At 66.7% G+C, this 23,731-nt stretch carries 19 protein-coding genes and 6 pseudogenes; 3 read left to right on the plus strand and 22 right to left on the minus strand.

Annotation, left to right across the window (positions count from 1 at the left end; translation table 11 throughout):
• Positions 1-28 precede the first annotated feature (28 nt).
• Together NHF48_RS08520 and NHF48_RS08525 are read right to left on the minus strand one after the other, a co-directional pair.
• A pseudogene (locus NHF48_RS08520) lies at positions 29-4,110 on the minus strand (translocation/assembly module TamB domain-containing protein).
• Positions 4,111-4,184: 74 nt separating this feature from the next.
• On the minus strand, positions 4,185-6,179 hold the full coding sequence (locus NHF48_RS08525; protein ID WP_446741133.1) for an autotransporter assembly complex protein TamA: 1,995 nt from the start codon (positions 6,177-6,179) through the stop codon (positions 4,185-4,187).
• 85 nt (positions 6,180-6,264) lie between these two features.
• Between NHF48_RS08525 and NHF48_RS08530 the strand changes: the two genes are divergently transcribed.
• The gene (locus NHF48_RS08530) at positions 6,265-6,507 is read left to right on the plus strand and encodes a hypothetical protein (protein WP_253070838.1); all 243 of its coding nucleotides are present in this window, start codon (positions 6,265-6,267) and stop codon (positions 6,505-6,507) included.
• Positions 6,508-6,728: 221 nt separating this feature from the next.
• Here NHF48_RS08530 and NHF48_RS08535 read toward each other — a convergent pair.
• The 3 genes and pseudogenes from NHF48_RS08535 to nadC form a co-directional block, all read right to left on the minus strand.
• A pseudogene (locus NHF48_RS08535) lies at positions 6,729-7,443 on the minus strand (ribonuclease T2 family protein).
• A complete protein-coding gene (locus tag NHF48_RS08540; protein ID WP_253070839.1) occupies positions 7,440-7,898 on the minus strand; it encodes a hypothetical protein in 459 nt (152 codons plus the stop codon). The pseudogene NHF48_RS08535 and the gene NHF48_RS08540 overlap by 4 nt, the downstream one beginning before the upstream one ends.
• Positions 7,899-7,950: 52 nt before the next feature.
• The gene (gene nadC, locus NHF48_RS08545) at positions 7,951-8,802 is read right to left on the minus strand and encodes a carboxylating nicotinate-nucleotide diphosphorylase (RefSeq protein ID WP_253070840.1); all 852 of its coding nucleotides are present in this window, start codon (positions 8,800-8,802) and stop codon (positions 7,951-7,953) included.
• Positions 8,803-8,969: 167 nt separating this feature from the next.
• Here nadC and NHF48_RS08550 point away from each other — a divergent pair, with 167 nt between their 5' ends.
• Positions 8,970-9,122, plus strand: coding sequence for a hypothetical protein (locus tag NHF48_RS08550; protein WP_167397683.1), 153 nt, complete (start codon positions 8,970-8,972; stop codon positions 9,120-9,122).
• Between the two features lie 84 nt (positions 9,123-9,206).
• Here NHF48_RS08550 and nadA read toward each other — a convergent pair whose 3' ends face one another.
• The 17 genes and pseudogenes from nadA to NHF48_RS08635 form a co-directional block, all read right to left on the minus strand.
• A complete protein-coding gene (gene nadA / locus NHF48_RS08555; RefSeq protein ID WP_253070841.1) occupies positions 9,207-10,190 on the minus strand; it encodes a quinolinate synthase NadA in 984 nt (327 codons plus the stop codon).
• A gap of 29 nt (positions 10,191-10,219) precedes the next feature.
• Complete coding sequence (locus tag NHF48_RS08560) at positions 10,220-10,945, minus strand: DUF4230 domain-containing protein (protein WP_253070842.1); 726 nt, start codon at positions 10,943-10,945, stop codon at positions 10,220-10,222.
• Positions 10,927-11,785 (minus strand): annotated as a pseudogene (locus NHF48_RS08565) (MBL fold metallo-hydrolase). The gene NHF48_RS08560 and the pseudogene NHF48_RS08565 overlap by 19 nt, the downstream one beginning before the upstream one ends.
• Positions 11,786-12,034: 249 nt before the next feature.
• Entirely contained in the window at positions 12,035-12,358 is a 324-nt protein-coding gene (gene grxD, locus NHF48_RS08570) for a Grx4 family monothiol glutaredoxin (RefSeq protein WP_253070843.1), read from the minus strand.
• Positions 12,359-12,369: 11 nt separating this feature from the next.
• Entirely contained in the window at positions 12,370-12,600 is a 231-nt protein-coding gene (locus NHF48_RS08575; RefSeq protein ID WP_056489106.1) for a BolA/IbaG family iron-sulfur metabolism protein, read from the minus strand.
• Position 12,601: 1 nt separating this feature from the next.
• Positions 12,602-12,925: a DUF1476 domain-containing protein gene (locus NHF48_RS08580; protein ID WP_056489104.1), complete on the minus strand. Its 324-nt coding sequence runs from the start codon at positions 12,923-12,925 to the stop codon at positions 12,602-12,604.
• 327 nt (positions 12,926-13,252) lie between these two features.
• Positions 13,253-14,251, minus strand: a complete 999-nt coding sequence (locus tag NHF48_RS08585) for an NADPH:quinone oxidoreductase family protein (RefSeq protein ID WP_253070844.1) — start codon at positions 14,249-14,251, stop codon at positions 13,253-13,255.
• Positions 14,214-14,843 carry a 3-isopropylmalate dehydratase small subunit gene (leuD, locus tag NHF48_RS08590; RefSeq protein WP_253070845.1) on the minus strand — a complete coding sequence of 210 codons (630 nt, stop codon included), beginning with the start codon at positions 14,841-14,843 and terminating at the stop codon, positions 14,214-14,216. Before leuD ends, NHF48_RS08585 begins: the two co-directional genes overlap by 38 nt.
• 97 nt (positions 14,844-14,940) lie before the next feature.
• Positions 14,941-16,378, minus strand: a pseudogene (gene leuC, locus NHF48_RS08595) (3-isopropylmalate dehydratase large subunit).
• 242 nt (positions 16,379-16,620) lie between these two features.
• Positions 16,621-16,959, minus strand: a complete 339-nt coding sequence (locus tag NHF48_RS08600; protein WP_342454732.1) for an alpha/beta hydrolase — start codon at positions 16,957-16,959, stop codon at positions 16,621-16,623.
• A 28-nt stretch (positions 16,960-16,987) separates the two neighbouring features.
• A pseudogene (locus NHF48_RS24900) lies at positions 16,988-17,608 on the minus strand (alpha/beta hydrolase); the annotation flags it as partial.
• Complete coding sequence (locus NHF48_RS08610; protein ID WP_253070847.1) at positions 17,512-18,195, minus strand: glutathione S-transferase family protein; 684 nt, start codon at positions 18,193-18,195, stop codon at positions 17,512-17,514. The gene NHF48_RS08610 and the pseudogene NHF48_RS24900, both read right to left, overlap by 97 nt.
• A complete protein-coding gene (locus NHF48_RS08615; protein WP_253070848.1) occupies positions 18,195-18,830 on the minus strand; it encodes a 3-oxoacid CoA-transferase subunit B in 636 nt (211 codons plus the stop codon). Before NHF48_RS08615 ends, NHF48_RS08610 begins: the two co-directional genes overlap by 1 nt.
• Positions 18,830-19,138: a DUF5076 domain-containing protein gene (locus NHF48_RS08620; protein ID WP_107953696.1), complete on the minus strand. Its 309-nt coding sequence runs from the start codon at positions 19,136-19,138 to the stop codon at positions 18,830-18,832. The genes NHF48_RS08615 and NHF48_RS08620 overlap by 1 nt, the downstream gene beginning before the upstream one ends.
• Entirely contained in the window at positions 19,138-20,016 is an 879-nt protein-coding gene (locus NHF48_RS08625) for a 5'-nucleotidase, lipoprotein e(P4) family (RefSeq protein ID WP_446741134.1), read from the minus strand. Before NHF48_RS08625 ends, NHF48_RS08620 begins: the two co-directional genes overlap by 1 nt.
• A 53-nt stretch (positions 20,017-20,069) precedes the next feature.
• A pseudogene (locus NHF48_RS08630) lies at positions 20,070-20,779 on the minus strand (CoA transferase subunit A).
• Positions 20,780-20,990: 211 nt separating this feature from the next.
• Positions 20,991-21,890, minus strand: a complete 900-nt coding sequence (locus tag NHF48_RS08635; RefSeq protein ID WP_253070849.1) for an SMP-30/gluconolactonase/LRE family protein — start codon at positions 21,888-21,890, stop codon at positions 20,991-20,993.
• A gap of 91 nt (positions 21,891-21,981) precedes the next feature.
• On the opposite strand from NHF48_RS08635, the gene NHF48_RS08640 reads away from it, so the two are divergent.
• Positions 21,982-23,625 carry a thiamine pyrophosphate-binding protein gene (locus NHF48_RS08640; protein WP_253070850.1) on the plus strand — a complete coding sequence of 548 codons (1,644 nt, stop codon included), beginning with the start codon at positions 21,982-21,984 and terminating at the stop codon, positions 23,623-23,625.
• Positions 23,626-23,731 lie beyond the last annotated feature (106 nt).

Below are 23,731 nucleotides of genomic sequence, written 5' to 3' on the forward strand. Positions count from 1 at the left end.
TAGCGAAACCGGCGTGCGCGATCATCCGTCAATAATCCTTCGACACGCGGACGTTGGCGCTCTGGCGGCCTAGCGTGGAGATGCTCGACAACAGCGACAGCCAGCGGGTGACCTGGAACTCGACCTGCGTGGCGGAATAGCCCTGCCCGTCGGTGACGATCTCCGCATACAGGCGCCGGGTGACGTATTTGCCCGCCGCGATCGAGGTGCCCTGCCCGGTCTGCGGATCGGCGGGGGAGGATGCGGAGGCGATCGAGTCCGGCGGCGCGGCGCACCGCGTTGATCGGGTTGAGGCCGCTGCCGCCGCCCTGCAACGCCGCGACTGCTGCTGCCAACTGAAGGGCTTCGGGCGCGGACAGATTGGTTATCGAGGTGCCGAACAACAACCGCGAGAGGAGTTCGTCCTCGGGTAGCGCGGGCGTGCTGGTGAAGCCGATCTCGGGTTTGAGCGCGTAGCCGGTGACGCGGATCGATGCGCTGAGGCCCGTCGAATCCGCGTTTGCCTCGATATCGAGTGCAGGGTTCGCGGGCACCTGGCCGTCGAAGCGGATCACGCCGCGCGCCAACTCGAACTGCCGCCCGGCAAACTCGTAGTCGCCGCGGATCAGCGTCGCGCGGCCGGTGATCGCCGGGTTCTCGGGCTGGCCGGCGATCTGGAGGTTGGCGGACCATTCACTGGTAAGACCGAGGCCGCTGACCATGACCTGGTTCGGCGCGCGGGCCTTGATCGCCAGCGTCCAGGGCTTGGTCGGGGTCGCGATTTCCTCGCCGCCGTCGGGCAGGTTGATCTCGCGGATGTTGAGCTGCGGCACCGCGCTGGCCGCGGTGGCCTGGCCGAGGCGATAGCGGCTCTTGTCGAGTATGACGTCGCCGGCGATCGTGCCGCCCGATCCGTTCGACTTGAACGTCAGCGGCCCGGAGACGGTCGCGCCGATATCGTCGCGGTTGATCATCACCGCCTTGTCGGCCTGCAATGCGAGGTCGAGGCCGATCCCGGCGACGGCGGCGAATTCGAACTGGCCGGTGCCGGTGACGCGGCCGCCCTTGCCCGCGTCCGCGCCGAACCGGTCGATCACGAGCCGCGAGCCGCCGAACCGGCCGGTCGCCTGGACGTTGGTGAGGACGGTGCCAGTGGTCGCACTTTCGATCCGTGCGCCGTTCGCCTGGACGACGCCGCGCAGGGTCGGGTTGGCGAGCGTGCCGACGACGTCCGCGCCGATCGCAACCGGGCCTGAGAGGTCGAACAGTTCGACCCCGGTGAGCCGCCAGAGCGTGTCGGCCGGGCCGCTGTAGCGGAGTTGTCCGAACAGGCGGGCGTTGCTGATCCGCGAGGCCAAGTCCCCCTGCCCCAGCGGCGCGAGTTGGGCCTGGGCGCGGCCGATCGTCTTGCCGGCGGACGCGATCACCGCGCGCAGGCCGAGCTTGTCGGGGAGAGCACCGCCGCGACGCCGACGTCGATCGGCCGCGACGAGAGGACGAGGCCGGCGCGGCTGAGGCCGCGGATCGTCACGTTCGCCTTGCCGGTCGGGGCCGCACCATTTGCGGTCGCGATCGTGAAGCTTCCCGAGGCGCTGCCACTGAGACCGAGCCCGGGATAAGCGATGTCGAGGATGGCGAGCGGCATGCGCGTCAGGCTGGCGTCGATCGCGGTGCTGGCGGCAGTGAAGCGGCCGCCGACCTGGGCCTCGCCGCCCGAGAAGCTGAGCTTGGTCGGTGCGAGGTGCCAGCCGTCTTCTGCCTGGGTGACGACCGCGGGGGGTGAGCAGCTTGAGCGGGCGGCCGTCGAGCGTACCTTGCGCGGCGATCGCGTAGCTGTTGGCGGTCACCTGCGTGACGCTCTGGATATCGAACGCGCGGCCGCGGGAGCCGGCGATCGATGCCTTGATCGTGCCGACGCCGCCGCGCAGCGATGCGGCCCCGTTGAACCGGGCGAGGCTGAACGTGCCGCGACGCAGGCCGAGGCCGGTTGCGCTGGCTTCGATCGAGGTGCCCGCGGGATCGAGCAACGTGACGAAATCGAGCTTGCCCTGGCGGAGCGCGATGCCGTCGAGCGTCGCGGCCTTTGCGGCGAGATGCCCTTCGATGCGCTGGATCTGGCCGACCGGGCGGAACAGGAGTTCGCCCGAGATGCCGCCGCCTGCGACGGCGAGCGCGCCGTTGAAGCCGCCATCGACGACCGCGACATTGCCGCTCGCCTTGGTGCCGGCGACATTCAGCGCGGCGATCGCGATCGTCGCGCCGGCGCCCGGCGGCAACAGGATCGCGCCGTTGGTGGTGAACGGCCCGAGCCCCGATCCGCCCGCCGCAGTGAACGCGAATCCCTGCGCCGTCGGATCGAGATGCGCGCGGACGTTCGACAGCCCGAGTGTCGCGTTGGGGCTGGCGAAGACGAGGTCGAGCGTCGGCTTCTCGATCTGGCCGTCGAGTTTCAGCGTCACCGGGCCATAGGTCTGCTGGCGCCCGCCGCCCTCGAAATGGAAGGTGCCGTCGCGGCTGCGATAGCCGTTGCCGGTCAGCCGGATCTGCGGTGCGGTCAGCACGAGGTTGGTGAAGTGCAGCACGCCGTCGGTGGTGCGTTCGAGGTTGGTGGTGATGCGGGGCAGCCCGCCTGCGAGGCTGCGGAAGAAGGCGTTGTCGAGCCGCACCATCTGCGCGCTGCCCTGCCCGATGACGCGCGTGCCGTGGCGGTTCGGGCCGGGGACCACGCGCAGCGTAGACTTCACGTCGACGATGCCGAGACCGGGGATCAGATAGCGGCCGAGCCCGCCGTTGATGCCGACCTCGAACTGGCCGTTGCGCAGGTCGACCGCGAGATTGATGCTGCCGGTGAGCTTGTCGGAGCGGAGCTTGAGCGCGTCGCCGGTCAGCAGCGTCGGCGTCACGCGGAGCAGACCGTCGACCGACAGGTTGCGCAAGATGCCGCCTGCGACTGTGCCGACGCCGGTAACGCGGGCAGCTGTGAAGCGGATCGGGACGGTGACGGGCGCGGCGGACAGCCTGCCCTTGCCGGCGGCGTGGGCGTTCTCGAACCCGGTCTGGTCGAACGCGAAGCGGCTGGCGTCGAGACGATAGTCGAACGCCGCGGTCGCGAACGGGCCGTCGAGGATCGCGCGAAGCTCGACCATGTTGCCGGTCATGTTGTCGAACAACGCGGGCGGGCGAAGCAGCCGCGCCTTGATCCGGACGTCACGATACGCGTTCGCACCGAGATCGACGATGCCGGTCGTGTCGATCGCCAGCGCGGGCGTTCGGAGCGAAAGCTCCCCGTCCAGCCGGCGGTTGGCGAACGCCGCACTGCCGTTGACGAGGATGCGCGGTGCCGTCAGCCGTTGCAGCCGCCCCCTTGAGCAGCGACGACGGCGCGAGCGTGCCCGACAGCGTGTAGCGCCCGGCGACCTGCGCGAGCGCGAGATCGACGACGCGCGTCGTGCCGACGATGCCGTTCGCGCGGCCGTTCCACTTCGCCCAGCTGCCGTCGCCGGTGACCGCGAGCGCGACCGGGCCCTTCGCCTTCACCATCCGAGCGAGCACGCCGCCTGCGGCGCCCTTCGCGGCTACGTCGAGGTCGAAGCGGTCGCGCGCCGGCTCGGCATCGATCCGGAGCTTCAGGTCGTCGCTGCCGGCGACGCGGGCCTTGAGGTCGACCAGTGCTCGGCCGGAGCGAATGTCCGCGCGGCCTTCGAGTGTCCCGATCCTTTCGGTCCCGAGCACGCGCTTGGCCAGCGCGAGGCGGCCGACCGAGAGCTTGCCGATATGGATGTCGAAATCGGGCAGGATCGGGCCACGGCTCTTCGACGGGCGTGTGCGCGGGGTGTGTGTCAGGATCGCGCGATCGACGATCAGCCGGCGGATTTCCAGCCGGTTCGAGAACCAGTCGAACGGCGACCAGTCGAGCGTGACGTTGGGCGCCTGGAATACCAGCCCCTCGAGATCGTACACGCGCAGATCGACCAGCCGCGTGTCGCCGTACAGCGAGCCGTCGATCCGCCCGACCGTGAAGCGCAGGCCATTGGCGGTCTTGATCGCCGCGATCCGGTCCGCGACGAAGCGGTGGCCGATGTCGGTGTCGACGATCAGCAACGCGGTACCGACAATCACGAGCAGCGCCATGACCGCGCTGACGATCCAGCGCCACCAGGCGATCCGGTGCTTTGGGCGGCGTTCCAGAAGAGTGACCTCTTCGGTCAAAACGCCTGCCCCAGCGAGACGTACACGGCGATGCGGCTGTCGCCGGGCTGCGGGTTGATCGGGGTGCCGACATCGAGGCGGATCGGGCCGAAGTTCGAATAATAGCGCACGCCGATGCCAGTGCCGTATTGCAGCCCGGTGAACTTCGGCAGCGGCGAGGTGTAGATATTGCCCGCGTCGAGGAACGGCACGATCCCGAAGCTGCCAAGGACGCGGACGCGCGCCTCGATCGAGAATTCGGTCAGGCTGCGGCCGCCGATCGGGTCGTTGTTGGGATCGCGCGGGCCGATCGACTGGTAGCCGTAACCGCGCACCGACGCGCCGCCGCCGGCGTAGAAGCGGCGTGACGGCGCGACCTGATCGCGCGGGGCGCCGACAATGGTGCCGAGTCGGGTGCGCGCGGCGAGCACGACCCGACTGCCGAACGGTTGATACACGCTGCCGTCGAACTGGGTGCGCGCATAGCCGAACACCGAGCCTTGCAGCGACACTTCCGGACTGATGCGGCCGCCTAGGCGGAAGCCCCTGGTCGGGTTGAGCAGATCATCCGATCCGTCGTAGTTGAGGCTCGTCGGCAGCGCGCCGATGAAGAAGGTGCGGCGGCGTGGTGCGCCGGTCGAGAGGATCACGTCCTGCTCGTCCGACGCGAGCAGTTCGGCGCCGACCGACCATGTCCAGGTCTTCTGGAAGAAAATGTTGGTCTGGCGCTCCAGCGTGCCGGCGAGCGAATAGGTCTTTGCGTCATACGCGTCGCGGTTGGTATGCGCGGCCGACGCCTGGAGCGTCAGCACCCGGTCGCGTGCCTTGAAGTTGTTGCGGCGGAAGACGATCGAGCCGAGCTGTTCCTGCGTCCCGAGCACGCCGCGTAGCGTGAGCGCGCCTTCGGGTGGGAACAGGTTGCGGTGCGTCCAGCTGAGTTCCGCACGCGCGCCTTCGCCGGTGCCGTAGCCGAGTTCGCCCGCAACGGTATGCGGCGGTGCGCGGTCGAGCTTTACGGCAATGTCGACGGTATCCGGCGTCGCGCCCTGCACCGGCTTCAAGTCGACCGCTGAGACAAGGCTAGTTTGGATCAGTGCACGGCGCAGGTCGTCGAGCTTGGCGGCATCGTACAGGTCGCCGGGCGAGAAGCGCGCGATCTCCGCGACATGGTCCGCGCCGAACACGCGGTTGCCGGGGAGTGCGACGACTTGCCCGAACTTGCGCGCGCCGCCGGGTTGAACGGACAGATCGAGCGTCGCGGTGCGCGTGGCGTGGTCGACGACGATCGCCGGATCGCCGACCTTGGCGAACGGGAAGCCCTCGCGGCCGATCTGGGTCGTCAGTTTGGCCTGCCCCGCGACGATCGCGTCGGAATTGACCGGATCTTCGGGCTTGATGCCGAACGCAGTCGTCAGCCCTGGCGCCTTGTCACCCGCGGCGGCGATGCCGTCGATCGTCACGCCCTTGAATGTGTAGAGCGTGCCGGGCGTGGCCGAGAGCACGACCATCGGCTTTGCACCCGGCTCGACGCGGGTGACAACGTTGGCGTCGTAATAGCCTTCCGCGCGGAGCAGGCTGTTGAGCAAATCGGCATCTTCGCGGGCGCGGCGATCGAGTTGCGCGGCGTTGGCGGCCTGGTGATCGTTCGCGTCGAGCGTCGAAAGTGCGGCGAACCGTTGGCGGAGCAGCGCGTCGTTGATCCCGTCTATGCCGTCGATCCGCCAGGCGTAGCGGCTCTCCGCGTTGGCATCGACCGCGGCGACCGTGGCGGCCGGGTCCATCGGCGACGTCGCGAGATCGGGCCAGGCGACGCCGATGTCGGGCAGCGGCGCGAGCGGCGAATTGGGGTCGAGCGACATCGGTGTGTCGGCGGTCGGGCTTGCTTGCGTTTGTGTCGGCACAGGCGCGGTTTGTGCTCCTGCGGCACGTATGCCCGCGCAAGGTAGGGCACCCGCTGTCGTCAGAACGAAAAAGGCGGCGGCCGGCCCGGCTCGCCCGACGCGGAACACCATGTCCGGCTCCTAGCCGGGCTTGTCGTTGCGGAACAGTATCTAACGCCGTATTTCCGCCACGTTTCGTCCGGGTGCGGGATCAGGTGTGGCGTTTGGGTGGCATCTGGCGGCGGCACGTGGCAGGACATGGCGATGGCCGATCCGACTTCTCGCGACACCCTGCCCCCCCAAGGATCCGAGCGCTGCGGGCGGGTTCCTCGTCGCGCTTGGCATGCTGGGCGGTGCGGGGGTGGGGTTTGCGATCGGGCAGGCTACGCCGGGGTTTCTGGTCGGGACTGGGATCGGCGTGCTGGCGGCGGTACTGGTTTGGTTGAAGGACCGGCGGTAGAGGGCGTTCGCCCTCCCATCTCCCGTTCGTCCCGAGTAGCCGTCGAGTAGCTCCATCGGAGCGTATCGAGATGGCGTATCGAAGGACAGGTTGGGACGCGGAACCCATGCTTCGATACGAGCCCTCGATACGCTCCTTGCGGAGCTACTCGGCCTCTACTCAGCACGAACGGGATGTGGCGTGGGGCCCCGTACCGTGCTGATTTAGCGACTACCTACCGCCTATCGACTACCGCGCCAGATCTGAAGCGGTGCGTTCGGGTTCAGTCCGCCCTGATGCACCGGGCAGCGGCGGTAGCGGAAGCGGCGATCCAGGCAGATCCAGACCTCGTCGAGCCAGCCCCTGCTTGGTGGCGGTGACGCGCATCATGTCTTCCTTCAGGCCGGGATTCACGCCTGCCATCGCCGCAGCGAACCGGCCCGCCGTCAGCGGTGCTCGCGACAACGCGTCCATGTCCGGATAGCGGAGCTTGCCGTACAGCCCGGCCGACTGGTTGAAATACTTGGCAGGACGGTATCCGGGCATGCAGGTGCCGTGCTTGGCCCACTCATGCTGGAGCAACTGCGCGGACGGCGTCGTGCAGAGATGCGCGCGGATCACCGGCGGCGGTACGAACTCGGCGTCATGACAATATTGTGGCCAGTCCTTGCCGACGCCGTCCGGCCAGAGCCCATGCAGCGTGAAGCCGAACCGGTTCCCCGCGCCGCACTGGAAGGTCGACCCGGTGCGATCGCCATTCTCACGGCAATATTGCGGCGCCCAGGTGATCGCGAGCGTGTAGCTGCCGATCGGGATATCCCGCTTCGGCTGGCTTTCCGACGGCAGGTCCGGGCGGACGCGCTCGACCGACGTGGGAGTCGAGCATTGATAAGCCTGCGCCTGCACGACGCTCGGCAGTGCGATCGCGACGGCGGCGAGGGTAAGCTTGGAGATCATGCGACGTTCCCTCTATCGGTATCCGTATCGAAATCGGCGTCGTCGTCCTGACCGAACCAGGCTTTGCTGCCGGGCCGGAAGAGGTGGACGGCGGCGGCGACGTAGAGTGCTTCTGCGATGAGTGAGAGGATCGATGCCGTGCCGACGATCGCGCTACCCGTCGCGAGCGTCGCAAGCGCCTGAACGGCGGCCCAGGTCGACAAGGCGGCGAGGATCACGACCACCCACTTCGCGACGACGCTCGGCGCGCGCGCGGTGAAGTACCAGAGCAGCACCGTCACCGCGATCCCGATCGCCTGGAACGTCGGCAAAATCCACGTCGCCTTGGCGAGTACCGGATAGGCGGTGACAATCGCCTCGCGCTGCGACCAGGTCATCGCCGCGACGATCGAATCCAGGATGAACGCCGCCCAATAGAGGCGCTCGTAGCGAACGATGGCAACCGGCCTGATCATGGTCCTACTCCCTGACCTGGCCAGCCGAAGGCCCGCGCCGGATCTGGCGGAGCTATTCGACGGTCGCGAAGTCCAGCCCTATATCTGCTGCGGGCGCCGACTGCGTCAAGCGGCCGACCGACACATAGGTCACGCCCGATTCGGCAATCGCGCGGATCGTGTCGAGATTGACACCGCCCGATGCTTCGGTGGGGACACGACCGGCGACGAGCGCCACCGCTTCGCGCAACATCGTCGGCGGCATGTTGTCGAGCAGCAGGTGCGTCGCGCCAGCTTCCAGCGCCGGCTCGATCTGGTCGATCCGGTCGACCTCGACGATGATCTGCGCGATCCCTGCGGCCTTTGCGCGACGAACCGCCTCGGCGACACCGCCCGCGACCGCGACGTGATTGTCCTTGATCATCGCCGCATCCCACAGACCCATGCGGTGGTTCTGAGCTCCACCCATCCGGGTCGCGTATTTCTCCAGCACGCGCAGGCCCGGGATCGTCTTGCGCGTGTCGAGCAGGATCGCGCCCGTGCCCTCGATCGCGTCGACATACGCGCGCGTCATCGTCGCGATTCCCGACAGATGCTGGACGGTGTTGAGCGCGGACCGCTCTGCCGTCAGCATCGCGCGCCCTGCCCCTTCGAGCCGCATGAGTTCCGTGCCGGCGGCCACCTGCTGCCCGTCGTGGACGAGGCGTTCGATCCGCACGCCCGGGTCCAGCGCACGGAAGAACGCTTCGGCGAGATCGAGCCCGGCTACGACGATCGGATCGCGGCTGTCCATGACCCCGGTGAATCGCGCGTTCGCGGGGATCACTGCGGTGGACGTTATGTCGCCAATCGTGCCGAGATCCTCGGCCAGCGTCGCCGCGACGAAGGCGTCGATATCGAACGACTCGGGCAATGCTGTCTTCACCTGGCGTCTCCGGATTGTTCGTCGAAAATATGCTCGGCGCGCGGTGCCAAAAAAAGAGACGGTCGGAACAGTGACTTCGCGGTTCATTCGACTCATCGAATTATTTTTCCGGTATAGGAACCATTCGAGACGTCGAGGGTTTGCCGATCACTACCGAGGATATTCTTATGCCCACCACCACGATGGCCGATACCGCACGCCTGCATGCCCTGCTGGACGAAGCTCTTACGCTGGCCGACACGCTGCAGCTGCCGCTGGCCGCTATCCATATCGACCAGGCGCTTGCCCAGTTGAGCGGTGCAGACGTCCCGGCGCTCTGAGCCCCCCTGATCTGAACGCTTCGTGATGTGACCGCGCCGGGCTGGAATAATCCAGCCCGAACGGCGGCCAATTGAAACGGGCCGTTACTTCGGCCCGAGATCACCCTTCCCCACGGTATTCGATGCCATCGACAGCATGCGGTCGAGGCTCTTCTTCGCCTGGAGCCGCAGCCCTTCCTCGATCTCGATCCGCGGCGACAGGTCGCGTAGCGCGACGTACAGTTTTTCGAGCGTGTTGAGCGCCATGTACGGACAGATATTGCAGTTGCAGTTGCCGTCCGCACCCGGCGCGCCGATGAAGCGCTTGTTCGGCAGCGCCTTTTCCATCTGGTGGATGATGTGCGGCTCGGTCGCAACGATCAGCGTGTCGCCGGGCATCGCGAGCGCGTAATCGAGAATGCCGCGCGTCGAGCCGACGTAATCCGCGTGATCGAGAATGATCGGCGGGCATTCGGGATGCGCGACGACGGGCGCACCAGGGTGCTGCGCCTTCAGCTTCATCAGCTCGGTCTCGCTGAACGCCTCGTGGACGATGCAGACGCCCGGCCAAAGCAGCATGTCGCGGCCGGTCTTCCGCGCGAGGTAACCGCCGAGATTGCGGTCAGGGCCGAAGATTATCTTCTGCTCGGGGGGGATCTGCGCAAGGATCGCATCTGCCGACGAGCTCGTGACGATGATGTCGGAGAGCGCCTTCACCTCGGTCGAGCAGTTGATGTACGTCAGCGCGATGTGATCGGGATGCTTCGCGCGGAACGCCGCGAACTGCTCGGGCGGGCAGCTGTCCTCCAGGCTGCACCCGGCATCCATGTCGGGCAGGATGACGATCTTGTCGGGCGACAGGATCTTGGCGGTCTCGGCCATGAACCGCACGCCGCAGAATGCGATCACGTCGGCATCGGTCGCGGCGGCCTTGCGCGACAGGTCGAGACTGTCGCCGACGAAATCGGCCAGATCCTGAAGTTCCGGCTTCTGATAATAATGCGCGAGGATGACCGCGTTCTTCTCCTTGCGGAGGCGCTCGATCTCGGCGCGTATGTCGATGCCGGCGAAGTTCTGCTTCAATTCCATGGTCGTATCCCGAGTTTAGCGCCCGTCTTCTAGCGACGATTCCCTAGCACGTCCTGCAGCGAGCGCGAGGTGTCCCAGCGCTCGGTATTCGCGGTCGGCTCGTCGGCAAAGCGCACTGCGACGGTCGCGTCGATTCCGGCAGCCCGCAGCGGCATCGCGAAACTGCGTTCGACCGCACGACGGGTGGCGTCGCGCGCGAGCTTGATCATCGCGGGTTCGCGCGCCTGGCGGATCAGTTCGATCTGGCCCGCACGGCGATTGGCGGCGTCGAGGCGCTTTTCGGCATCGGTGAACGTGGTCAGCACGCCGCCCGAACCATATTCGCGGACCGCGTTGAGATCGACCTGCGGGCCATCGGCTTCGACGGCGGGAAGGCGCACGGACAGCGTCTTCGAAGTGCCATCCCACGCGACATCCGACTGGGTCAGCTTGGCCATGTCGACTTCGTACCGGACCATGCCGGGCATGATTAGCGTCTTCTCGGTCGTGAAGCCGAGCTGCGACTGTTTCGAGGTGACGACCGCGACGTAGCGCGCGGCGAACGCCGACAGGCGGTTCTGCTCGCGCAGTCCTTCGAGGCTGGCGCTGGCGATCGTGGTCGGATCGGGCGTGAGGCGGTCGCTGACGTAGCGCTGCACGCCCCAGAGCACGAGCAGCCCAGCGAGGACGAGGATCAAGACGATTCCGACGGCCTTGGCCAGGAACGGGGCCACGCCGCTCTTGCGTACGGGTTCGGTCACGCTGTCGTTCGCCATGTCTCGCCTTCCTCGATAACCAGTCCGCGGGTTTGCAGGTCGTACAGATGCGCCAGCACCGATCGTGCCGCAGCGGGCACGAGCTGCGGGCCGAGACCGACATACATGCGCTCGACCATCGCCGGGATCGCCAACGCGCCCTTGCCAAGCAAGCGAAGGATCTGGCCCCTCGCGCTGCTTGCGGTGACCGAGCATGCCGCGGACGAGCCGCTGGGGCTTGTCGATCGCCTCGCCGTGGCCGGGATAATAGATGCGGTCGTCGCGCCCCATCAACTTTTCGAGGCTGGCCATGTACGCCGTCATATTGCCATCGGGCGGCGAGACGATCGTCGTCGACCAGCCCATGACGTGATCGCCGGAAAACAGCGCCTTCGTCTCCGGCAGCGCGAAGGCGAGGTTGTTCGAAGTGTGACCGGGCGTCGCGATCGCCTCCAGCGTCCAGCCATCACCGGTCACACTATCACCCTCGGAAAGAACGCGGTCGGGTGCGTACGCGGCATCGAATGACGCGTCTGCGCGCGCGCCCACGTCGGCAAGATCGAACGGCGCAGCGCCGACGATCGGGGCGCCGGTCAGCGACTGGAGCGGACGCGTGGCGGGGCTGTGGTCGCGGTGGTGATGCGTGACGACGATCGCCTCGACCGGGCGGCCATCGATCGCGCGCAGCAACGCATCCATGTGCGCGGGATCGTCGGGGCCTGGATCGATCACGGCAAGATCGGTCGTGCCAACGATATGCGTTTGCGTACCCGTATAGGTGTAGGGAGAGGCGTTGGGCGCGAGCACGCGAACGACGAGCGGCTCGAGCTGGATCGGGATACCGGTCGGATGCTCAGCCATGGATGCGAAATGGCGGCTCGACGCGGCGATGGCAAGACCTCGTTAGTCGCGGAGAGCTGTCGGAAACTCTTACAGGCCGACGTCGGGACAAACCTGAGTTAACTATCGAACGTCGCCAAAACTGCGAACGGCAGGTTCTGGCATGGGCCATGCAACTAGTGTGCCGTCACCGAACGCGTTCGCGTTCACAGGGTGGATCGACCGCTTTTCCTTCCGGTCTCGCGTCGATCCACCCACCCGGTGCCTTGGTCAGTTGGCCTTCTGCGTCTCGAACAACTGCGCCAGCTCGCCGCTCTCATACATTTCCATCATGATGTCGGAGCCGCCGACGAATTCGCCATCGACGTAAAGCTGCGGGATGGTCGGCCAGTCGGAATAGCTCTTGATGCCGTGGCGGATACCCTGGTCCTGCAACACGTCGACGCTCTCGAACTCAACCTCGAGATGGTTGAGGATCGCGATCGCGCGGCTGGAAAAGCCGCACTGCGGGAACAGCGGGCTGCCCTTCATGAACAGGACTACCGGGCTGGCTTTTACCAGGGCGTCGATGCGGGCGTTGGAATCGTCGGTCATGTCTTCGGTCCTCAGGAGATTGCGGTCGTAAGCTGTAGTGCGTGCAGGACGCCGCCCATCCGGCCGCCGAGCGCGGCGTAGACGGCCTGGTGCTGCTTCACCCGGCTCATCCCGGCAAAGCTGGCGGCGGTGACCTTGGCAGCATAGTGATCGCCGTCGCCCGCGAGATCGGTGATCTCGACCTGGGCATCGGGGATCGCGTCCTTGATCATCGCTTCGATATCGTTGGCAGCCATCGGCATATCAATGCGACTCCAGCAATTGGCGACGTGCCTCGATCATCTGCTGCGCCAGCGCGCGGCGGACGGTAGCCTCGTCATGGTCGAGCCCCGCGGCGGTCAGGTCGCCGACCAGTTTCCGCACGACGTCGTCGTCGCCGCCGCCTTCCATGTCGGCATGCACGAGCGCGGTCGCATAGGCGTCCGTCTCTTCAGGGGTCAGCTGCATTTCCTGCGCCGCCCATCCCCCGAGCAGGCGATTGCGACGGGCCGTTATCCGGAAGGCCATCTCTTCCTCGCGCGCGAAATTCGCCTCGCTGGCGCGTTCGCGGTCGTCGAAAGTGGTCATGTCGCGGGTCCCCGTTCAGTCTCGTCGTGGGCCCCGAGATAGGTCGCACAACGCCCCCGCGCAACAATCGACAGAAACGTACAAAAACTACTGGAACTATGGTCTGGTTGTAACGATATATACGTCGATCACGTGACACAGTGCACGGATAGGAGAGTGATATGACGACGCTATCCCAGCCGACATCCGTTTCCGTGGCCAAGACGCGCGCTACACCGCCGGTCGTGCACGGGCTTGCCTACGGAAGTTTCGCGTCGATAGCGATGTGGGGGGGCGATCGCCACCGTTGCGTAACGTGTTTTGAACCCCCTGTAGAGGCGGCTGTACTCAGCCGACCTCTACGACGAGTTTCCCTATAGCACCGCGAGCCGCCATCTTCGCGATGGCCTTGCCGCCGTCCTCGAACGCGAATGTTTCGGTTACACGCGGCGCGATCTTTCCGGCTTCCCATAAATCGAACAGCGTTTCGATGTGCGCCTGGTTCGCCTTCGGATCACGCGCCGCGAACGCGCCCCAGAATACGCCGCAGACGTCGCAGCTTTTGAGTAGCGTGAGGTTGAGCGGGAGTTTCGGGATGCCGGCGGGGAAGCCGACGACGAGATACTTGCCCTCCCAGGCGATCGATCGCAGCGCGGGCTCGGCATAGTCGCCACCGACCGGATCGTAGATCACGTGTGCGCCATCGCGACCGACCGCGGCCTTGAACTGCTCGGCGAGCGCCTTCGACTGGTCCTTGTCGAACGGCGCGCGGGCGTAGATCAACGTTTCGTCGGCACCGGCGGACTTGGCAGCGGCGGCCTTTTCCTCGGACGAGACCGCGGCGACGACCTTCGCGCCGAACGCCTTGCCGAGTTCGATCGCGGCAAGCCCTACCCCGCCGGCCGCGCCGAGCACGAGCAGCGTCTGGCCCGCCTTGATATGGCCGCGGTCGAGCAGCGCGTGGATCGTCGTGCCGTAGGTGAGGATCAGCGAGGCGCCCTCGGCGAAGCTGCGGCCTTCGGGGAGGCGGTAGAGCTTGGCGGGGTCGGCAATCACCTTTTCGCAAAGCCCGCCGTGACCGAGCATCGCGATGACGCGGTCGCCGACTGCCCAGCCCGTCACGCCTTCGCCGATCGAGGCGATCGTGCCGGCGATCTCGCCGCCCGGTGCGAACGGGCGCTGCGGCTTGAACTGGTATTTGTCCTCGATGATCAGGACGTCGGGGAAGTTGATCGCGCAGACCTTGACCGCGACGACGACCTGGCCGGGGCCGGCTACCAGATCGGGCAGCTCGACCATTTCCAGAGTTTCAGGTCCGCCGACTGCCTTCGACACCAATGCTCGCATACCCGCTCTCCACCGTCGTCCAGGGGCGATTCGATGCGACCGCCTCCTCGAATTTCGAAATCTGGGTATCCCTTGCCAGCGTCAGGCCGACTTCGTCCAGCCCTTCCATGAGACACTGGCGACGGAATGCGTCGAGTTCGAAGGTGAAGCGGTCCTGGAACGGGGTAGTGACGGTCATCGTCTCGAGATCGACGGTGACGATCTGGTCCTTGGCGACCTCGAGCAGGCGGTCGATCGCCTCCTGGGGCAGCACGACGGGGACGATGCCGTTCTTGAACGCGTTGCCCGAGAAAATGTCGGAGAAGCTCGGCGCGATTACCGCGGTGATACCCATGTCGGCGAGCGCCCAGGCGGCATGCTCGCGGCTGGAGCCGCAGCCGAAATTATCGCCGGCGATCAGGATCGGCGACCCGGCATAGCGCGGGTCGTTGAAGATGTTGCCGGGTTGCGCACGGACCGTCTCGAACGCGCCACGGCCGAGGCCGGTGCGCGTGATCGTCTTCAGCCAGTGCGCCGGGATGATGACGTCGGTGTCGATGTTCTTCGCGCCCCAGGGATAGGCGCGGCCCGAGACGGTCGTGACGGGAGTCATCGCTGTTCCGTGCGCTCCGGAACGACACGCGCCGATGCGACATAGGCCGCGACGCCGCTGAGCATTGCCCCAGCCGCCAGCAATACGAAAACCTTCTTCATGCTTTTTCCCCCATCAACTCTCTGACGTCGCTCAGCTTACCGGTCACCGCCGCCGCCGCCGCCATCGCGGGTGATACCAGATGCGTGCGCGCTCCGGGACCCTGTCTGCCGACGAAATTACGGTTCGAGGTGGAAGCGCAACGCTCCCCCGCAGGGACTTTGTCCGGGTTCATCGCGAGACACATCGAACACCCCGGTTCGCGCCATTCGAATCCGGCGGCGATGAAGATCCGGTCGAGCCCTTCGGCCTCGGCCTGGCGCTTGACGAGGCCCGGAGCCGGGGACGACGAGCGCGCGGACACCGGTGGCGACATGGCGACCGTCGGCGATCGCGGCGGCGGCGCGGAGATCCTCGATGCGGCTGTTGGTACAGCTGCCGATGAAGACGTGCTGGATCGTGACGTCGCGCATCGCCGTGCCGGCGGTGAGGCCCATGTAATCGAGCGATTTCTGTGCGGCGGCCTGCTTGGCGGGATCGGCGAAGCTCGACGGTTCGGGGACGAACCCGGTGATCGGGACGACGTCCTCGGGGCTGGTGCCCCAGGTGAGGCCGGGGGCGATATCGGCGGCGTCGAGCGTGACCGACTTGTCGTAACGCGCGCCGGGATCGGTTGCGAGGCTGCGCCACCAAGTGACGGCCTTGTCCCAGTTCTCGCCGGTCGGGGCCATCGGGCGGCCCTTCAGATAGGCGAAGGTGGTGTCGTCGGGCGCGATCAGGCCGGCGCGCGCGCCCGCCTCGATCGACATGTTGGCGATCGTCAGGCGGCCCTCGATCGACATGTTGCGGATCACGCAGCCGGTGAATTCGATGACGTGGCCGGTGCCGCCCGCAGCGCCGATCTTGCCGATGATCGCGAGGATGACGTCCTTCGGGGAGACGCCGAAACCGAGTTCGCCGTCGACGCGGACTTCCATCGTCTTGGCCTGCGACAACAGCAACGTCTGCGTGGCGAGGACGTGCTCGACCTCGCTGGTGCCGATCCCGAACGCCAAAGCGCCGAGTGCGCCGTGCGCCGACGTATGGCTGTCGCCACAAACCAGCGTGGTGCCGGGGAGCGTAAAGCCCTGCTCGGGGCCGACGACGTGGACGATGCCCTGCTCGGCGGCGGTCGCGTCGATATAGTCGATGCCGAACTCGGTGGTGTTGCGGCGGAGCGCGTGGAGTTGCTGCGCGCTTTCGGGATCGGCGATCGGCAGAACGCGGCCGGCGGCATCTTTGCGCGCGGTGGTCGGGAGGTTGTGATCGGGGACGGCGAGCGTCAGATCGGGGCGACGTACCTTGCGACCTGCCACGCGGAGGCCTTCGAAGGCTTGCGGGCTGGTGACTTCGTGGACGAGGTGGCGGTCGATATAGATCAGGCAGGTGCCGTCGTCGCGGCGTTCGACGACGTGCGCCGCCCAGATCTTTTCGTACAGCGTTTGGGGAGTGGCCATGATGGAGCGCGCGTTAACAGAAAAGGCGTGCTGCGCCAAGGTTGTATGTAATTTTCGGTCGTTGGAAGGAGGCGGGGTCACGCTCAGAGGAAGTTTGTTCTCCCGCGAAGGCGGGAGCCCAGCCTGGGTCCCCGCCTTCGCGGGGAAACAAGGAGGGATCGCCCCCTGCCCCGTCATCCTGACGAAAGTCAGGATCCAGAGTTACGGAGGGCGGCGCTTGGTATCCTGGGTCCTGACTTTCGTCAGGATGACGGGAGGGGAGGCATCGCCTTGTTCAGGAACGCGACGCTATCGGCCAGTACCGGCGCTTTCCCGCGGAAGGGTTTCGATAGCGCCATCGCGACGTTCTCGTGGCTCAAACCCGGATAATCGATGTGCGTCACCGGCGCCCCGAGCGCCTTCAGGCGCGCGGTGAGGTTGATCGCGTTGTGCGGCTTGACCTGCGTGTCGTCGCCGGCGGTGATCAGCAGCATCGGCGGGGCGTCCGGCCGCGCGAAGTGGATCGGCTGGGTCATCACCGGGTCGGCGGCGCCCCTGCATCGCGTCGATCGCGCGCTTGGCGGTGAAGGGGTAGAAATCATACGGACCGCACAGCCCGACCGCGGCCCTGATGATGTGCGGGTCGACGCCTTCCGCCTTCAGCCAGCGCTCGTCGAGCGTGAGCATCGCGACGGTGTAGGCGCCCGCGGAATGGCCGGCGACGGCGATCCGGTTCGGGTCGCCGCCAGCCTCGGCGATGTGGTCGCGGGTCCATTTCACCGCTTCGGCGCCGTCCTGGAGGAAGGCGGGAAAGCGGACGTCCGGCACTTTGCGGTAGTCGGGCATGACGACGACGTAACCCGCCTTCGCATAGGCGCGGGCGGCGAACGCATAGTCGCCGCGCGAGCCGTGGACCCAGCCGCCGCCATACCAGAAGATCAGGACTGGCAGCCCGGTCTTGGCGCCGCCGGACGGGCGCCAGACGTCGAGCTTCTGCCCGTGCGTGCCGAACGGAACGCCTTCGCGGATGCGTGCCGTACCGCGACCGCCGCCCATCACGCCATCGAGAACGCTGAGCGTGCCGGGGCCTGCGGTGAACGCGGTGCCTGCGATCAGGATCACGATCAGCGCTACGACGATCGCGGCGCGGCGCATTAGCGGCGGAAATCCGCGGTGATCGACCCGCAGGTGAGGAGGTCGGCCTCGTGGCTTTCCTCGCGCCATGTCTCGGCGAGCGCGGTCGCTTCCCATTCGCGCATCGCCGGGTGGGCGATGATCCGCTCGACCCAGGCGAGACCTGCCGCACCGACGTCGATTCCGTAGGTTCGGACTCGGAACGCGACCGGCGCATAGAACGCATCGACCGCGGTGAAGTCGACACCAGCGAGCCATGGCCCACCGAACCGGTCGAGTCCCTCGCTCCAGAGTTCGGCGATCCGCGCGACATCGCGGTCGAGCGCATCGCTGCCGGGGGCGGCGTCGACTCGGACGCCGACGTTCATCGTCCGCTCGTTACGGAGCGCGGAGAACCCGCCATGCATTTCCGCCGTCGCGCAGATCGCCCACGCGCGTGCCTCGGCATCGACCGGCCAGACAGCGTCGTGGCGTTCCGCAAGGTAGAGGACGATGCCGAGCGAATCCCACACGGTTCGCTCGCCGTCGATCAGCACCGGCACCTGCCCGGTCGGTGAGAAGGCGCGGAACGCTTCGTAATTCACCGGCTCCAGGAACGGCTCGATCCGGTCCTCGAAGTCGATGCCGAGCCCCTTCATCAGGACCCAGGGGCGCAGCGACCAGCTCGAGTAATTGCGGTTCGCGGTGACGAGGGTGTAACCCATCAGACGGTGTAGCGCGCGGTGGTCTTCGCGGCGATCTCGTCCGCGGTGACGCCCGGCGCCATCTCGACCAGCTTGAACGGGCTGTCGTGATCGGGGCGCTGGAACACGGCGAGGTCGGTGACGATCATGTCGACGACGTTCTTGCCGGTCAGCGGCAGCGTGCAGGACGGGATGAACTTCGGCGTGCCGTCCTTGGCGGTGTGGTCCATCACGACGATGATCTGCTTGACGCCCGCGACGAGGTCCATCGCGCCGCCCATGCCCTTGATCATCTTGCCGGGGATCATCCAGTTGGCGATGTCGCCGCCTTCGCTGACCTCCATCGCGCCGAGCACCGTGAGGTCGATATGGCCGCCGCGGATCATCGCGAAGCTGTCCGACGAGCTGAAATAGACCGACGAAGGGAGTTCGCTGATCGTCTGCTTGCCGGCGTTGATCAGGTCGGCGTCCTCCTCGCCCGCGTACGGGAACGGGCCGATCCCGAGCATGCCGTTCTCAGACTGGAGCGTGACGGTCATCCCCTCGGGGATGTTGTTCGCGACGAGCGTCGGGATACCGATGCCGAGGTTGACGTAATAGCCGTCCTTCAGTTCCTGCGCCGCGCGCGCGGCCATCTGGTTACGATCCCAGGGCATCAGTGCATTCCTTCCTGGATGGTGGTGATGGTCGTGAATTGTTCGCGGAGTTCGGTACCGACGCCGTCGACGATCGCCTGCAACGCGGCATCCTCGTCGAGGCCCCAGGTGCCCGCATAGGCGCGCGCGGCGTGGCGGATCGTGTCGGCGAGAAGGTAGCCGAACACGGTCGGATCCTCAAGGATGCCCGCGTCGATCAGCACGTTGCTGCCGGCGCCGTTGGTGATCCAGATGCGCGCGACCTCGACCGATTCGCCGGTGAGTTGCGCGCCCTTGTCGAGCGCGATCGCGTTGGGATGGTCGGCCATTAGCGTACGCCTCCAGTCGGGGCCCAGCGGACTGCTGGCGGGAATACCTCGTCACGGTTGCCTTTCAGCGCGGTGCCGTAGACGGGGTTGGGCAGGACGAACCACCCTGCCCCCCACCTGGCCGCGATCGCGGGCGACTGGACCGCGGCGCGTCGTGTGGCTGGAGTAAGGCCTACGTTGAACAGGTCGCTGAAGTCGCCGAGCTGGTCGCCGCCCATCGCGACGACGCAGTATTTCGCGGCGATCATCGCGCGGCGGCCGTCCTTCTTCGAACCCATCGCGTCGTCGCCGGCGAGGAAGAGTGTTTCGCCGTGGCGCGCAGGGCCGAGGCCGGCGGCTTCGATCGTGGCTTGCGTCTCGACGGCGTTGGCGGCGGAGCGGTTGGTGTTGAAGATCACGGTGACGCCCATCGCGCGGAGTTGCGTAAGCGCATTCAGCGCGCCGGGGACGGGGGCGACCTGCTTGACGCCGGTGCGCTCCCAGTCCTGCCAGCGGGGATCGGACCAAGGCTGGCCGGAGGACGCGTCGTATTCGAAGCCGAGGTTGAGAAGGACGGTCTCGTCGACGTCGAACACCGCGGCTTTCGGCTTGGTACCGCAGGACGTCCAGGCGGGGGCGGCGAGCGTGGCACCTTGGGCGAGGATGACTGAGGTTGGGGTGCGCTGCGCGCGGACATAGCCGACGAGCGCGTTCCAGGCCTGGATGCTGACCGCGGCGGCTTCGCCCGAGGCGTAGAGATATTGCATGCCGGCGGGGACGCCGTCGACCGTGACGGGTGCGGAGACAGTCGACGTGGCGGCGATCGAGGTCGGCGCGGACACGCTGACGCAGCCTTGAAGCGCCAGTGCCCCTGCGAACGCAGGGGTCCACGATACCATCCGCAGCGCGCGCGACCCTGGGCTCCTGCGTGCGCAGGAGAACCGAGGGTGGTTCACGCGGAGACCCGCTCGCGGACGGTGCGGAACTCGATCTGCTTGTCGTAAGGCGCGCCGACGATCATCCGCTTCAAGTAGATGCCCGGCAGGTGGATCGTGTCGGGATCGAGGCTGCCGACGGGGACGATCTCCTCGACCTCGGCGACGCAGATCTTCCCCGCGGTCGCCATCGGCTGGTTGAAGTTGCGCGCGGTCTTGCGGAAGATGAGGTTGCCACTCTCGTCGGCCTTCCAGCCCTTGATGATGCTCAGATCGGCGCGGATGCCGCGTTCGAGGATGTATTCCTGGCCGTCGAAGACCTTCGTCTCCTTGCCCTCGGCGACCTGCGTGCCGACGCCGGTCTTGGTGTAAAAGCCGGGGATGCCCGCCCCCCTGCCCGGCAGCGTTCGGCGAGCGTCCCCTGCGGGCAGAACTCGACCTCGAGTTCGCCGCTGAGATATTGCCGCTCGAATTCCTTGTTCTCGCCGACATAGGACGAGATCATCTTCTTCACCTGGCGAGAGCGGAGCAGTTTGCCCAAGCCCTGCCCGTCGATCCCGGCATTGTTGCTGGCGATCGTCAGGTCCTTCACGCCCGACGCCTCGATCGCGTCGATCAGCCGCTCGGGGATGCCGCACAGCCCGAACCCGCCCGCACAGATCGTCATGCCGTCGAACAGCACGCCTTCGAGTGCCGTCGCCGCATCGGTGTAGCGCTTGTTCGCCATGCATTCTCCTATGGTCTTTGGCCTCGCATACGGCGGCGATGCTCGGTCGGCAACTTCGACTAGATCGACATCTTACGATCCGCCCCCCGCCAGGGGGAGGTGGCGCCGAAGGTGACGGAGGGGGAGGATACGGAACAGAGGTTTCGCGTGCCTCCCCCTCCGTCTGGCAAGCGCCAGCCACCTCCCCCTGGCGGGGGAGGATACAGTAGCTTCAGTACGCCAGCTTCAACCCCGGCCGCTTCCACCGCGTCTTCACCAGCCGGCCGCTGCCTGAGCAGGTGATGTACGCATCCATGCCGTCCGTGCCGCCCCAGCAGATGTTCGTCGTGAACACGTCGTCGGTCGCGACGAATTCGACCAGCTCCCCGGCGGGCGAGATCACACTGATCCCGCATTCGCCGATCGTCGCGACGCAGATGTTGCCGCATGCCTCGACGCCGAGCGAGTCGAAGAACTTGTAGTCGGCGGGGCGATAGAGCGGCGTGCCCGAGGCGCTGGCGACCTTGCCGGGCGCGACGATGTCGAACGCCATCAGGCGGCAGGTGAACGTCTCCGCCGCGTAGAGCTGCGTGCCGTCCGGCGAGAGGCCGATACCGTTGGGATTTTCGCTCGGGAAGATGACTTCTTCCAAATGGCTGCCGTCGGCTTTCGCGTAGAAGATGCCGGTGATGTCGCGGGCGCGGTCGCGCGATTTGCCGTGGTCGGTGAACCAGAAGCCGCCGTGCGAATCGAAGACGATGTCGTTGGGGCCGCGCAGCGAGCAGCCGAAATCGCCGTCCTTGTAGAGGATCTCGACCGCGCCGGTGGCGATATCGATCCGTTCGATCCGGCCGCCCGAATAGTCGTCGGGCTGGCCGTGCGGGGTGAGGAAGCCGTTCGCCTCGCGCCACGCGAAGCCGCCATTGTTGCAGCAATAAAGCTTGCCGTCCGGGCCGACCGCGAGGCCGTTGGGGCCGCCGCCGGGTTCTGCAACCGTGGACTTGGTACCGTCGGGAGCGATGCGGGCGATGCGACCGGCTTCGATCTCGACGAGGATGACGCTGCCGTCGGGCATCACGACGGGACCTTCGGGAAAGCGCAAGCCACTGGCGATGGTGGTGAAGTCGGTCATGATCCTCTCCGGGCGAGTCGGGTTGGTCCCGGCTTCGATGCCAGCGTAACCGCGTCTCGACTTCGCGCGCAACGGACGGCAGGATGCAGCGATGATCACACCACGCACCGGCGGCCGCATCCTGGTCGACCAACTCGTCGCACAGCGCTGCGACCGAATATTTACCGTGCCGGGGGAGAGCTTCCTCGCCGTGCTCGACGCGTTGCACGATACGCCGGCGATCGACCTCGTGGTGTGTCGGCAGGAGGGCGGTGTCGGGTTCATGGCGTGCGCGGACGGGACGCTGACGCATCGGCCGGGAGTGGCGTTCGTGACGCGCGGGCCGGGTGCGGCCAACGCGTCGATCGGCGTCCATGTGGCGATGCAGGATTCGCAGCCGATGATCCTGTTCGTGGGCGATATCGACCGCGGCACGCGCGACCGCGAGGCGTTCCAGGAGATCGATTTTCAGGCGATGTTTGCGCCCATCGCGAAATGGGCGGCGCGGATCGACGATGCGCGGCGGATCCCGGAATATGTCGCGCGCGCCTATGCGACCGCGATGTCGGGGCGGCCTGGGCCGGTGGTGCTCGCGCTGCCCGAGGACATGCTGCTCGATGTGGTAGATGCCGTCGATCGGCCGCGGGTAGAGCGGGTGGCGCAAGGCTGCGACGTCGACACGATGGACTTGCTTGCCGATCTGCTGACGACGGCGGAGCGGCCGGTGGCGATCGTCGGGGGTGCGGGCTGGGATGTAGCGGCGTCGGGGGCGTTCTCGACCTGGGCGGATCGTAACGGCATCCCGGTGGCGGCGGCGTTTCGGCGGCAGGATGCTGTTCCGAACGACTGCCCGGTTTGGGCCGGGAATTTGGGGTATGGGCCCAATCCGAAGCTGGTCGAGCGGGTGAAGGCAGCGGATCTGCTGCTGGTTGTCGGGCCGCGGCTGGGGGAGGCGACGACCGATGGTTATGCGCTCATCACGCCCGATCATCCGGGGCAGCGGCTGATCCACGTCCATCCCGATCCCGACGAGTTGCATCGGGCGTACCGCGCCGATGTCGCGGTATGTGCGGGGATGGAAGAGTTTGCCGAGGCTCTGCTGGTGGTCGACCTGCCGCCGCGGACTGCTGGACAGGAGGCGCATGCGGAGTGGCTCGACTGGTCGACGCCGGCGCCGCGCGATCTGGGGATGGACCTGGGACCTTGCGTGGCGGCGATGCGCGAGCGGCTGCCGGCGGATGCGATCATCTGCAACGGCGCAGGAAATTACTCGGGCTGGTGGCATCGGTATTGGGCCTATGCCGGGCCGGGGACTCAGCTTGCCCCGACTGCCGGAGCTATGGGGTACGGGGTCCCGGCCGCGGTCGCGGCGTCGTTGCGGCATCCGGAGCGGACTGTGGTCGCGCTCGCGGGGGACGGGTGTTTCCTGATGAACGGCCAAGAACTGGCAACCGCGGTCGCGCACGGCGCGGACATGCTGGTGCTGGTCGTGGATAATGGCGGGTATGGGACGATCCGCATGCATCAGGAGCGCGAGTATCCCGGGCGGGTTTCGGGGACGGCGCTGCGGAACCCGGACTTTGCCGCGCTGGGGCGGGCTTATGGGTGTTGGGCAGAAACCGTCGAGCGGACTGAGGATTTTGCGGGGGCGCTGGATCGGGCGATGTCGCGGGGCGGGGTGCGGATGTTGCACTTAGTGACGGATATCGAGGCGATTACCGCTGGGACTACGCTGGCGAAGGTGCGTGGGGGCTGAGCCTCGTTTCACGCCGGCGCTTAGTAACCGAAGGAAGAACCACCCCGGCGGAGGCCGGGGTCCAGTTGGGCGACGGTAGTAACGAAGGACAGCGCTCCGTTATTGC

It is taken from the genome of Sphingomonas sp. H160509, assembly GCF_024124765.2.
GTDB lineage: Bacteria > Pseudomonadota > Alphaproteobacteria > Sphingomonadales > Sphingomonadaceae > Sphingomonas.